This is a genomic window from Euryhalocaulis sp. (genome assembly GCF_013911995.1).
Classification (GTDB): Bacteria; Pseudomonadota; Alphaproteobacteria; order Caulobacterales; family Maricaulaceae; genus Euryhalocaulis; species Euryhalocaulis caribicus.
In genome coordinates this window covers 1-12,136 of sequence record NZ_JACESD010000068.1, presented here as the reverse complement: position 1 = coordinate 12,136, position 12,136 = coordinate 1, and the positions used below count along the sequence as shown (strand labels likewise).

The following is a 12,136-nucleotide window of genomic DNA, read 5'->3' as shown; positions in this document are numbered from 1 at the left end:
CATCAGCACTGTCCAGCGATTGGCCTTTTGCCCCGCGCCGGCAAAGATCAATGCCCCCCAACCGGCGGTCATCGCGGCCAGCGCCGGCCCGGCCCAGCCCAGCCATTGCAGCTGGATGTCGGCCGCCACGGCGCCCGGCCAGCCGAGAGGATTCTGGATCGGCGCGCTGGAGGCGATGTTCCAGCTGGGGTCGGCGGGCGCATGGAACAGCGCCGCGATCACGCAGAACGCGCCCGGCCCGAACATCAGAAGACCGGTAATTTCACGCAGACGCGCCCGCAGGAAGCCGGCGGGCGTTTCGTGGGGCGATTGCGATGCGTCGATAGCGGCCATCAGGGGCTTTACGGTTGATAACGGGTTAGCGCGATAATCGCCTGAATCCATATCGGAAGGGTTAATCGCCGCTTAAAAGCGTGCATTCGCCACATGCGCGGACGCGGCGCGCCGGTTAAGGTGCCTCCATGACGAAACAGCTTGAATGCGACGCCGCCATTGTGGGCGGCGGCATGGCGGGTCTGGCGACGGCGCTGTCGCTGGAGGCGGCGGGCCTTTCCGTGGCGATTGTCGACGCGCTCCCCGTGGAGGTGCGCGGGGACGAGGCGTTCGACGGCCGCGCATCCGCCATCGCCTATACCTCCTGGCGGATGTTCACCGTGCTGGGCGTGGCTGACCGGCTGGAGGGCGAGGCGCAGCGGATAGAGCAGATCCTTGTCACCGATGGCCGCGCGCCGGACGGGCTGCGGCCCGGCGGACCGTCTCCGCTTTTCCTGCGCTTTGATCATGCCGAGATCAATGGTGAGGGCGGAGAGCCGCTGGGCTACATGGTGGAGAACCGCCATTTGCGCCGGGCGATGACCGAAACGCTGCAGGCGCGCGGCAATATTACCGCCCGCGCCCCGGCGAAGGTTGTGGATGTGGCGCGGGACGCCAATGGGGCGGTGATCACGCTGGACGATGGCGGAACCATCAGCGCGCCGCTGATCGTCGCTGCGGACGGCCGCAATTCCTTCATGCGCAAGCGCGCCGGCATCCGTGCGCATGGCTGGAATTATAACCAGTCCGCCGTGGTGGCGACCGCGGAGATCGAGCGCGGCCATGACGGCGTGGCGCACGAATATTTCCTGCCCGCCGGTCCGTTCGCCATGCTGCCGCTCACGGGCGATCGTTTCAGCCTTGTCTGGACGGAAAAACCCCGGGCCGCCAAAGCCTTGATGGCATTAGGCGAACCTCAATTCACAGAAGAGATGCAGCGCCGCTTTGGCGATTTCGCGGGAAAGGTCAAACCCGCCGGGCCGCGCTGGTCCTATCCGCTGGGCGTACAGGTGGCTGAGGAATATTGCGCGGAGCGCCTGGCCCTGGTGGGCGATTCCGCGCACGCCATTCACCCCATTGCGGGCCAGGGTTTCAATATGGGGCTGCGGGACGCCGCGGCGCTGGCCGATGTGCTGGGTGAGGCCCGCCGCGCCGGGCTGGATATTGGCGACCTGACCCCCCTGCGCCGCTATGAGCGCTGGCGCAAGTTCGACAATGTGACGCTGTCTGTGGCGACGGACGGGTTCAACCGGCTGTTCGGCAACGATATCGGGCCGGTTCGCAAAATTCGCGATATGGGGATGGCTCTGACGGGAAAAATCGGCCCGGCGCGGCGCTTCTTCGCGCGGCACGCCGGCGGCGACACGGGCGAACGCCCGCGCCTGATGCAGGGGCTGACGCCCTAGCCGGTCTCGGCGTCGGTCAGTTCACGCGCCTCTTCGGGCAGCATGACCGGCACGCCGTCGCGGATCGGATAGGCGAGCCGGGCTTTGCGGGAAACCAGCTCCTGCGCCTCGCGGTCATAGACCAGCGGGCCGCGCGTCACCGGGCAGACAAGAATTTCCAGCAGACGGGGGTCCACCTCGTGCTTGGTCTTTTCGCTCGTCTGGCTCATGGCGGCCCTTGTCCCTCAATGTCCGGTCGATGCGCACATTACTGTACGCCGCCCGGTCCGTCATCGCTTTCGGCTGCAGCCATTTGCATCAAAGCCACCAGCACTGACAACCGGTTGGAGAGCGAGCGCGCCTCCAGCAGGGCCTGCTTTTCCGCCGTCTCGAAGGGCAACACCATGGAAAGCTGGTTCACCATCGGTTCGATCGGCGCATTCTTGATGGAATCCCAGTCGGCGGCGAGGTCGCGGGCGGAGAAAAAGCTCTTCAGCACGCCTTCGAAGGATTCCCGGTCGAAATTCCCGTCCAGCTGTTCGGGGTGGAGGTCGCCCTCGAAATCGTCCCAGGAAATTTCCGCCTGCCGGTAGGGCGTGTCGCAGGACACCTCGCCCGACAGCTCGAACCGGGCGATGCCGCGCAGGGTTATCAGATAGCGGCCGTCTCCGGTCTCGGCGAAACTGACAATACGTCCGGCGCATCCTATACCGGCGAGCGCCGGCACCGCGCTTTCGCTGCCCACGGGCTGCACCATGCCGATCATGCGGTCGGGCGAGGCCAGCGCGTCATCGACCATGTTCAGATAGCGGGGCTCGAAAATATTCAGCGGAAGCTGCGCGCGGGGCAGCACGATGGCGCCGTCGAGAGGAAAAACCGGAAGCCGGTCAGGCAGGTCGCCAATCCCGCGATAGCCGAAATCCGCCGTCATCCGCTGTTCCTCACACCGCTTCTCCGTTCGCTTCTCAGGCGAAAAGTATAGAGCTTAGACGCCGCCGCCCCTGTTTTGTCACCTGGGAGGCCGGTCCGGCGGCCTCAAAAATCTTCAGCAGGCGCTGGCGCGCGGCGCCTTCATTCCAGTCCTTGTCGTCCCCGATAATGGTCAGCAGCTCGTCTGCCGCGCTCTGCAGCTTGCCCGATGCGGCCAGCGCTTCGGCGTAATCATAGCGTTTCTGGTGATCGCCGGGATTGGCCTGAACTGCGTCGGCCAGCGCCTGAAGATCAGCGTCCGGCGTTTCATCCAGCAGTTCAAGCGCCGCGCGGACGCCCTGCACGGCCGCGTCGTTCTGTTTCTCGGGCGGAATCGCCTGCAGGATTTCCTCGGCCTTGGCTCGATCGCCATTGTCCAGATAACAGCGGGCAAGCCCGGCCATGGCGCCGGCATGCTCCGGATCGGCCTGGATGGCGGCGGCAAAATCCTGCGCCGCCCCGGCGGCGTCGCCCGCGGCCAGCTGTTCATTGCCGCGCGCGACCAGCGCGTCGACATTCTGCGCCTGCTTGCCCTGACCGCCCAGCCGCTCGATGAATTCGGCGATCTGGCTTTCGGGAAGCGCGCCCTGAAACCCGTCCACGGGCTGGCCGTCTGAAAAGGCGTAGATTGTTGGAATGGACTGAACGCGAAGCTGCTGCGCCACGCCCGGATTCTCGTCCACATTGATCTTGACCAGCTTCACCTTGCCGCCCGCCGCGGCCACGGCCTTTTCCAGCGCCGGAGTCAGCTGCTTGCACGGGCCGCACCAAGGCGCCCAGAAATCGACGATGACCGGGGTCTCTTTCGACGCCTCCACCACATCGGCCATGAAGGCCTGGTCGGAAGAATCCTTGATCAGGCCGTCTTGAGCGCCGGTTTCGCTGGGCGCGGGGTCGCCGGGACCGATGATCTGCATGGCTTTTGATCGCCTCTTGGTTCGTTTGAAACTCGATCTAGGCCCCTAGGTGGCGCGGGAAAGGACGCCATGCAAGCGCGCCGGGTTTGCAAATCTCATAGCGCGGAAAAATCCAGCCGCTCCGCCACATGTCCCGTCGCGCGCACGAAATCCTCCAGCCGGTCTGAGGGGACCGCCGTTGTCGCGTCATTGGAAAGGGGGTGGAAATTCACGATGTCATGATCAAACAGGCCCTCGTCCAGAATGACCCGGACGCGCGTTTCGGCGTCATTGATCAGCGCAAAAAGCGTCACGGATCCGGGTGTCACACCCAGCGTTTCCTCCATCAGGTCAGGCCTTCCGAACGAAAGACGCTTGGTTCCGATCTCCCGGTGGAGGTGTTTCAGCGGAATCTGCGTCTCTCCCAGCGCGGAAATCAGAACCAGCTGACCGTCCTTGTCCTTCAGGAACAGATTCTTGGTATGGCCGCCCGGCAGCGCCGCCTTGATGTCCGCGCCTTCCTCCACGGTGAAAACGGGCGGATGCTCATGCGTCGTCCAGGGGATGGAGAGCTGGTCGAACAGGGCGTAGAGCGCGGCTTGCCGGTCGGAGAGCGTCATTGAGGCGTTACAGCGGCTTGGTTAGACAGAGACAACTTGAAACCGAACCTAGCCGGGAGCGCGGACGAATTGAAACTCGAATGCTATCAGGTCAGTCAGTACACGACGGAAATGGTCCCGGGCCGCGGCCGCCGCGGCTGGATGGATGAAACCCGCGACCGCTTCGCCTATCGCTGTCTGCCGCTTTCCATGGCCAACTCCACCGGGTGGGAGCTGCGCTGCCCGGCGGAAGTGAAAATCGTTTGGGACGGCAAGCAGGGCGAAAAAGCCATCAAGGTTTACGGCTATGACCCGCATGTGCCGGTGAACATGTTCGCCCAGTCGCATTTCGGCGAAGGCGTGGTCACTTTCATCCCCGGTTACCTGTTCCGCACGCCGCCGGGCGTGGCGCTGTGGGTCACCGGCCCGCCGAACCAGCCCAAGGACGGCATCTATCCGCTGACCGGACTGGTGGAGACGGACTGGCTGCCCTTCCCGTTCACCATGAACTGGAAAATGACCCGCCCGGGAGAGGTTGTGTTCGAAAAGGGCGAACCCTTCGCCTTCCTGACCCTGATAGAGCACAACAAGCTGGAGGACGTGACCCCGGAGATGAAGTCGATCCACGACAATCCGGAGCTGCGCGATGAATTCAACGCCTGGACCAGGTCCCGCCACGAATTCAATCAATCGCTCAAGGGCGACGAGAGCCTGCAGCAGGCCTGGCAGAATTTCTACATAAAGGGACAATCGCCCTCGAAGGCGCAGGCCGACGAGAAATCACACCGCACAAAGCGCCGTTTGCAAACGCCCAAACCCCGGAAATAGCGGGCGGCGGTCCGGCCGGCGCGCGCCGGCGCGACCCTGTATGCAGAAACCCTCTTGAAACAGGGCGGCAAACGCGCTTTATGCCGGTCCTTCTTGACGACCCGTCCGGGCCCCGTGTCCGGACAGCGCTTTAAGCGGGCGTAGCTCAGGGGTAGAGCACAACCTTGCCAAGGTTGGGGTCGTGAGTTCGAATCTCATCGCCCGCTCCATTTTTCCTTTATATATCCAGACATCGTATCCAGACGCCGGTCGCCGCCGGCGTTTTTTGTTGTCTATTCGCCAGGCCGTCGGGAAGCCCATCCAGTGACTGCGGTCAACGTGACTTGCATTGACATACCCACCATCCCTTCATACCGTTTTGCTCCGATAGGGAATGCGCAAGGCGGCGGAAGATCGCGGGCGCGATGGAGGCATGTCATGCACGATATCGACCCCGCGGCCACGGCGCTGCTGGATGCCTGGAAGGCGATGGACGAGGACGGCTATCTCGCCGCCTTCGCCGACACATTCCGTACGATCGACCCATACGGAGAAACCACCACGCCGGACGGCGTGAAGGAGCATATCCAGATCATCCGCCAGAACTGGACGGATCTGGATTATGTTGTCGACGACGCCTTTTCGGCGGAGGACCGCGCCGTCATCGCCTACACGATCTCAATGACCGGCACTGCCGGCGGCTGGGAGGGCAAGCGCGTCTCGCTCCCGTGCATGGCGATGGTGCGGACCGAAGGCGGCAAGATCGCCGAGTGGCGGGAACAGTTCGACACCGGCGTTCTGGTCCGGGCCCGCAAGAAGGCCGCCTGAGATGGGCGAAACTTCAATCGATAGAGACAGGCTCGCCGGCTATCTGAGCAACGCCGCCCCGGACTGGTCGCGGATCGAGAAAATCGAACAGATGAAGGGCGGACAGTCCAATCCGACCTTTCGCGTCGACACCGGTTCAGGCCCGGTCATACTCCGGATGCGGCCCGAAGGCGCGCCGCGCTGGGCGCATGACGTGGCGCGCGAATATCGCGTGCTGGCCGCGCTGGGCCCTACCGATACGCCGGTTCCGGCAGTCTATCACTATTGTGAAGACGCAGCCGTTCTGGGCGGCGAATTCTATCTGATGGAATTCATCGAGGGGCGGATCGAGGATGATAACCGCCTGCCCGGATTCTCGGCGGAGGAGCGCGCCGCAATCTATCGCAGCTATGTTCAGGCTTACGCCCGGCTGCACGCGGTGGACTGGCGGGCCGCGGGGCTGGAGGATTTTGGCAAGACGGATTCCTATGTCGCGCGCCAGCTGAAACTGCACCGCAAGCTGTTCTCGGAATACTGCCCGGAAGGTATCGCGGATCTCGACTGGCTGCAGGAGGCTCTGCTGGAGCGCGTTCCCGAACAGACGCGCACGGGTCTGGTTCATGGCGACGTGCGCATGGGCAATGTCGTGCTGCACCCGACGGAGCCAAAAGTGGTGGCGCTTCTGGACTGGGAAATGTCGACCCTGGGCGATGTCTATGCCGATGCCGGCATTCTGACCGTCCCCTATTACATGCCGCCAAACCCGCAAGGCCATTTGCGCGACAATGATCCCGCCATAACCGGCGTGCCGGACATGGAAACCGTGATCGACTGGTATTGCGAGGATATGGGACTGGAGGAATTCCCGAACCTGGAATTCATGATCCTGTTCAATCTCTATCGTTATGCTGCGGTGAATTACGGGGTCGGCTGGCGCGCGCGGAATGGAATGGCCGTATCCGATAACGGTCACCTTTATGGTGAAACCGCCGTTCCCATCGGTCGCCGCGCCCGGGCCATGGCGGAAGCCTGGCTGGCTGACGGCACAATCTAGAAAGGCGCGCAATGATTGTCGTCTCCGAAGACGCTATCCGGCGCAACAAGGAAGCGGGTTGGTGGACGGAAGTCCGTCTTACAGACCTGCTTGACGAGCAGGCCGCGCAGACCCCGGACCGGGAAGCCCTGGTTGATGCGCCCAATCGCGAAAGACTGATGAGCGGCGCGCCGCGCCGCCTGACCTGGGCCGAGGTGAGCGATGAGGCATGGCGCTTTGCCGCCCTGCTGAACAAGGCCGGGCTGAAGAAGAACGATGTCCTGCTCACCCAGCTGCCCAATATTGTCGAATATGTCGCGATATATCTGGCCGCCTGGCGGCTGGGGATCATTGTCACCCCGCTTCCGGTGCAGCATCGCGAGAAGGAGGCCCGGTTCGCCGCGGAGAAAACAGGCGCCAAGGCCATTCTGACGGCGCGGAATATTCTGGGCCGGGACCATCTGGCGTTGATGCGCGGCGTGAAAGCGGTCAGCCCCTCCGTCGAAACCTTGCTGGCGTTCGACGCCGGGGATGATGACGACACGGTCGATATTGGCGGCGCGTTCGCCCGTATCCGTGACGCCGACATCGTCCAGGCCCGCGAGGCGGCGGAATCGGCCGCCATGACCGCGCATGACGTGGCGACGATATGCTGGACTTCGGGGACCGAAGCGGTGCCGAAAGGCGTGCCGCGCAATCACAATGAATGGCGGCTGATCGCCGAATTCCAGATTTCGGCGGTGGAGCTGCAGCCGGGAACGCGGATGCTGGTCCCCTTTCCGATGGTGAATATGAGCGGCGTGGGCAGCGGGATCGTGCTCTGGTTACGGCTGGGCGGGGCGATGGTTCTCCATCACCCGTTCGACCTGGACCTGTTCCTGTCCCAGCTGCGTGATGAGGAAATCGATTACACGGTGACCGCGCCCGCGGTTCTCAATCGCCTGCTCAATGAGCGCGAAAAACTGGCCGGCATTGATTTTCGCCGGCTGGCGGGCCTCGGGTCAGGCTCCGCCCCGCTCTCCGAATGGATGGTCCGCACCTGGCGGGACGATTACGGCGTCGACCTCAATAATAACTACGGATCGAACGAGGGCGCGGGCCTTGTCTCGAGCTGTCTCGATGTTCCCGATCCGGCGGAGCGGGCGGTGTATTTTCCCCGTTTCGGCGATCGGCGGTTTAACTGGAAGCACATATTCGGGCAGGCGCTGGAGTGCCGCCTCGTAGACCCGGAAACGGGGGAGGAAATCACCGGTCCGGGCCGCCCGGGCGAGCTGTTGACCCGCGGTCCGACCGTCTTTTCAGGCTACTGGGAGGCGCCAGAGCTGACCGAGGCCGCCTTTGACAAGAATGGCTGGTTCCGAACCGGAGACCTGTTCGAGATCGATGGACCGGACGACAAATATTTCCGATTTGTCGGGCGCTGCAAGGATATCGTCGTGCGCGGCGGCATGAATATCTCCTGCGAGGAGGTGGAGGGGTATCTGAACGCGCATCCGGCCGTGACCGAGGCCGCAATTATCGGCGCCCCGGATCCGGTCATGGGCGAGCGGATTTGCGCCTGCGTCGTGGCGGCGGACGACCCGCCGGACAAGGACGCACTGAACGCCTATCTGCGGTCGGAGTGGCAGATCGCCGTCTATAAGCAGATCGAACGGCTGGAGTTTTTTGACGCCCTGCCCCGCAATCCCATCGGCAAGGTGTTGAAGCGTGAACTGCGCGACGAAATCAGCCGCCGCGGCGATGCGGCGGCCTGATCGCGCGGCGGGCCGCATCCTCTGACAGCTTCTTTGTTGCGTTGCACAATAACCGGCGCTAGACAGCCGGCAACCGCTTGGAGCCGGTGAGACCCCGGCTGGCTATTCCGGCCGCCAATCCGCCGGACAACTCTAAAAGACCCATCCATGCCCGCTGCGTATCGCCGAAACCGGTCCGCGGACGGCGTGGCTGTATGAAAACGCCATGTTCAATCTCCAGACCTACCAGGCCGAATGGTTCGGCAATATCCGCCGCGATGTGCTGTCCGGCCTTGTGGTCGCGCTGGCGCTGATCCCCGAAGCCATTGCATTTTCGATCATTGCGGGCGTCGATCCGAAGATCGGGCTTTATGCCTCTTTCTCCATCGCCGTGATCATCGCCTTTACCGGCGGGCGGCCCGGCATGATCTCCGCCGCCACCGCCGCCACGGCGGTGCTGATGGTGACGCTGGTGAAGGATTACGGGCTGCAATATCTGCTGGCCGCGACGGTGCTGGCCGGGCTGCTGCAGATCGGCGCGGGACTGCTGCGGCTGGGCGATCTGATGCGCTTCGTCTCGCGCTCGGTGATGACCGGGTTTGTAAACGCGCTGGCCATCCTGATCTTCATGGCGCAACTGCCGGAACTGATCGGCGTGCCCTGGCTGACCTATGTGATGGTCGCGGCTGGTCTGGCGATCATCTATCTGTTTCCGCGCCTGACCCGGGCGATACCGTCGCCGCTGGTCTGTATCGTCATTCTGACCGGCGTGGCGATGTATTTCGGATTGGATCTGCGCACCGTGGGCGACATGGGCGAGCTGCCGGACACGCTGCCGGTTTTCCTGATCCCCGACATTCCGCTGAACCTGGAAACCCTGCGCATCATCCTGCCCTATTCGGCGGCGGTGGCCGCTGTCGGCTTGCTGGAATCATTGATGACGGCGTCCCTCGTCGATGAGCTGACCGACACGTCCAGCAACAAGAACCGGGAATGTATCGGCCAGGGCGTCGCCAATACGGCCACGGGCTTTATCGGCGGCATGGCGGGCTGCGCGATGATTGGCCAGTCCATGATCAATGTGAAATCCGGCGGCCGCGGGCGGCTTTCGGCGTTCTGCGCCGGCGCCTTCCTGATCTTTCTGATCGTCGTGCTGGGCGACTGGGTGAAACAGATTCCCATGGCGGCGCTGGTCGCCATCATGATCATGGTCTCCATCGGCACGTTCAGCTGGTCCTCGATCAAGGATCTGCGCCATCATCCGCGCAGCTCCTCTGCGGTGATGCTGGCGACGGTTATCTGCGTTGTGTTCACGCACAACCTGGCCATCGGGGTTCTGGTCGGCGTGCTGCTTTCGGGCATCTTCTTCGCCTGGAAGATCGCGCAGATTTTCCGCGTCACCTCGACCCTGTCGCAAGACGGCCGCTCCCGCACCTATGTGGTTGAAGGACAGGTCTTCTTCGCCTCGGCTTCGCAATTCACGGAGTCTTTCGACTTCAAGGAGGCGCTGGAGCGTGTGACCATCGATGTCAGCCGCGCCCATATCTGGGATATTTCCAGCGTGTCGGCGCTCGACATGGCGGTGCTGAAATTCCGTCGGGAGGGCGCGGAGGTGGATATCGTGGGCCTGAACGAGGCCAGCGAAACCATTGTCGACCGGCTGGCCATCCATGACAAACCCGGCGCGCTCGACCGGCTGATGGGGCATTAGGGGATTATCATGAGCAGGATTATCGCACTCATCGACGGCTCCCTTTATGCCAAGAGCGTCTGTGACTACTCCGCATGGATCGCCGAACGCACCGGAGCCGGGGTCGATCTCCTTCATATTCTGGGAAGGCGCGAGACCGAAAGCGCTCCCGCCAATCTCAGCGGCAGCGTCGGGCTGGGCGCCCGGTCATCCCTGCTGGCCGAACTGGGCGAGCTGGACGCGCAGCGCGCCAAGCTGGCGCAACAGCGCGGCTGGGCGATCCTTGAAGACGGCGAGGCGGCGCTGGAAGCGGCGGGCGTCCACGATATCGCCGTCAAGTTGCGCTTTGGCGACCTGCTGGGGACGATGGAGAAATTCGAACCCGATGCCCGCGTTATCGTGATCGGCAAGCGCGGAGAGGGCGCCGATTTCGCCAAGGGCCATCTCGGCTCCAATCTGGAGCGGATCGTCCGCGCCAGCCAGAAGCCGGTCTTCGTCGCTTCGCGCGAATACAAGCCGGTCAAACGGATTCTGATTGCTTATGATGGCGGGGCCAGCAGCCGCAAGGCCGTGGAAATGGTCGCGTCCAGCCCGCTGTTCGAAGGGCTCGCGATCCGCCTTCTCATGGCGGGGCCGGAATCCGCAGAGAACCGCAAGGCCCTGGACGATGCGAAATCCCGCTTTGCGGATTCGGGGCGCGAGGCGGAAACCGAAATCGTCTCCGGCCAGCCGGAAAGACTGATCGGTGAGATCGTGGAAGATGGCGGGGCGGATCTGCTGGTCATGGGCGCCTACGGACATTCCCGCATCCGTAACCTGATCATCGGCTCGACCACCGCGGAGATGGTGCGATCCTGCAAGATACCGGTGCTCTTGTTCCGCTAGACCTGTCTTCGCTTCTCAAATGCAGGTTTGATGCTAGTCTCCGCCCCGGGGCCGTCTGAAAAGACGCAATCGGGGCGGGGAAATGGACTTTGGAAATATTAGCGAGATGATTGGGGCCGCGGCGGCAATCATTACCGCAGCCTCTGTCATCATCGCGGCGCAGCAATTGAAAGTCAGCCGGCGGAACTGGGTCGCCGAAAACAAGCGCCTGAAGAAACAGGCGGCGATCGACGCGGCGAAAATCTATATCGACAACAAGCGACCCGAGACGGACCTGATGCTTCAGTTCGTCAATAATGCCTGTCACATCAACAGCCGCATCGTTCAGGACATCGAGAAGTTTCATGTGCCGCAACTTCCCGTCGCCCTGCTGGACGACGTGCGCGGCTGCGTCGAGTTCTATGACCGCGACGCCGTCGGGGAACTGGGGGAAGAAGGCGGGCACATCACCGGGCTGACGCCTAAGCACGTGATCCAGCTTCGCTGGCTGATGATCGATTATCTCAACACGCTCGAAGCGGTGCTGATGTACTGGTGGCAAGGCACGGCGAACGAAAAGCTGCTGGAGCATGAGTTCTCGTTCCTGCGCGAAAACTCCGACAGCGCGCGCCCTGTGCGGCATCTGGTGGAGGCGTTCGGATCGGGAAATTTCCCGGCGATCAGCGGCTTCCTGAAATCGGGGTCACACAGGAATGCGCCTGAACCCGAATTCGAATAAAGGCGGCGCAGGAACGGGCGGCAATTTCACCGACGCGCGATCGATCAGCCTGATTTTACTGGCGCTCCTGTTCGGGGGGCATCTTGCCTATGGAGCGAACAGCGCGGCGCTGGCGCTATGGTTCTCAGCGGCGCTGTTCGCGGTGTGCGCCGTTTGTGCCGCCACCGCGCGGCCGGATCGTTTGAGGCACGCTTTGCGTCAGGGCCGTATCCCGGGCTTGCTGCTGCTCGTAGTCGCCGCAGGGGGCTGCCTTCAGCTGGCGGGGCCGTGGCCCGGGGCGGCGCATCCGGCCTGGGGCTGGT

General features: G+C 63.2%; 13 protein-coding genes, 1 tRNA gene, 1 pseudogene and 1 other annotated feature. Of the genes and pseudogenes, 10 read left to right on the top strand and 5 right to left on the bottom strand.

Annotated features, from left to right (window positions below; all coding sequences use genetic code 11):
• Positions 1–333, bottom strand: a 333-nt coding sequence (locus H2040_RS13580; RefSeq protein WP_287158091.1) for a DNA translocase FtsK 4TM domain-containing protein, incomplete at its 3' end; no start/stop codon positions are given.
• Between the two features lie 128 nt (positions 334–461).
• Between H2040_RS13580 and H2040_RS13575 the strand changes: the two genes are divergently transcribed.
• Positions 462–1,718: a UbiH/UbiF/VisC/COQ6 family ubiquinone biosynthesis hydroxylase gene (locus tag H2040_RS13575; protein WP_287158090.1), complete on the top strand. Its 1,257-nt coding sequence runs from the start codon at positions 462–464 to the stop codon at positions 1,716–1,718.
• On the opposite strand, the gene H2040_RS13570 is transcribed toward H2040_RS13575, so the two are convergent.
• The 4 genes from H2040_RS13570 to H2040_RS13555 form a co-directional block, all read right to left on the bottom strand.
• Entirely contained in the window at positions 1,715–1,927 is a 213-nt protein-coding gene (locus tag H2040_RS13570) for a Trm112 family protein (protein ID WP_022696875.1), read from the bottom strand. The two genes, H2040_RS13575 and H2040_RS13570, sit on opposite strands and share 4 nt — an antisense overlap.
• 38 nt (positions 1,928–1,965) lie before the next feature.
• Positions 1,966–2,628 carry an LON peptidase substrate-binding domain-containing protein gene (locus H2040_RS13565; protein ID WP_287158089.1) on the bottom strand — a complete coding sequence of 221 codons (663 nt, stop codon included), beginning with the start codon at positions 2,626–2,628 and terminating at the stop codon, positions 1,966–1,968.
• 34 nt (positions 2,629–2,662) lie between these two features.
• Positions 2,663–3,583, bottom strand: coding sequence for a thioredoxin (trxA, locus tag H2040_RS13560; protein ID WP_287158088.1), 921 nt, complete (start codon positions 3,581–3,583; stop codon positions 2,663–2,665).
• A gap of 95 nt (positions 3,584–3,678) precedes the next feature.
• On the bottom strand, positions 3,679–4,182 hold the full coding sequence (locus H2040_RS13555; RefSeq protein ID WP_287158087.1) for a prolyl-tRNA synthetase associated domain-containing protein: 504 nt from the start codon (positions 4,180–4,182) through the stop codon (positions 3,679–3,681).
• A 36-nt stretch (positions 4,183–4,218) separates the two neighbouring features.
• On the opposite strand from H2040_RS13555, the gene H2040_RS13550 reads away from it, so the two are divergent.
• The 9 genes and pseudogenes from H2040_RS13550 to H2040_RS13510 all read left to right on the top strand — a co-directional run.
• On the top strand, positions 4,219–4,989 hold the full coding sequence (locus H2040_RS13550) for a DUF6065 family protein (protein ID WP_287158085.1): 771 nt from the start codon (positions 4,219–4,221) through the stop codon (positions 4,987–4,989).
• 134 nt (positions 4,990–5,123) lie between these two features.
• Positions 5,124–5,198 (top strand) — tRNA-Gly (locus H2040_RS13545).
• Positions 5,199–5,406: 208 nt separating this feature from the next.
• The gene (locus H2040_RS13540; protein WP_287158083.1) at positions 5,407–5,796 is read left to right on the top strand and encodes a nuclear transport factor 2 family protein; all 390 of its coding nucleotides are present in this window, start codon (positions 5,407–5,409) and stop codon (positions 5,794–5,796) included.
• A gap of 1 nt (position 5,797) precedes the next feature.
• Entirely contained in the window at positions 5,798–6,829 is a 1,032-nt protein-coding gene (locus H2040_RS13535) for a phosphotransferase family protein (protein ID WP_287158082.1), read from the top strand.
• Between the two features lie 11 nt (positions 6,830–6,840).
• Entirely contained in the window at positions 6,841–8,562 is a 1,722-nt protein-coding gene (locus H2040_RS13530; RefSeq protein WP_287158080.1) for a class I adenylate-forming enzyme family protein, read from the top strand.
• A 76-nt stretch (positions 8,563–8,638) separates the two neighbouring features.
• Positions 8,639–8,694, top strand: a sequence feature (sul1 is cis-regulatory element that is thought to sense ions involved in sulfur or methionine metabolism; They are found in Alphaproteobacteria).
• Positions 8,695–8,767: 73 nt separating this feature from the next.
• Positions 8,768–10,252 carry a SulP family inorganic anion transporter gene (locus tag H2040_RS13525; RefSeq protein ID WP_287158079.1) on the top strand — a complete coding sequence of 495 codons (1,485 nt, stop codon included), beginning with the start codon at positions 8,768–8,770 and terminating at the stop codon, positions 10,250–10,252.
• Between the two features lie 9 nt (positions 10,253–10,261).
• Positions 10,262–11,116 (top strand): universal stress protein, encoded by an 855-nt coding sequence (locus H2040_RS13520; protein ID WP_287158077.1) that lies wholly within the window; start codon positions 10,262–10,264, stop codon positions 11,114–11,116.
• An 82-nt stretch (positions 11,117–11,198) separates the two neighbouring features.
• Positions 11,199–11,834, top strand: coding sequence for a hypothetical protein (locus H2040_RS13515; protein WP_287158076.1), 636 nt, complete (start codon positions 11,199–11,201; stop codon positions 11,832–11,834).
• Positions 11,809–12,136 (top strand): annotated as a pseudogene (locus tag H2040_RS13510) (hypothetical protein); the annotation flags it as partial. The gene H2040_RS13515 and the pseudogene H2040_RS13510, both read left to right, overlap by 26 nt.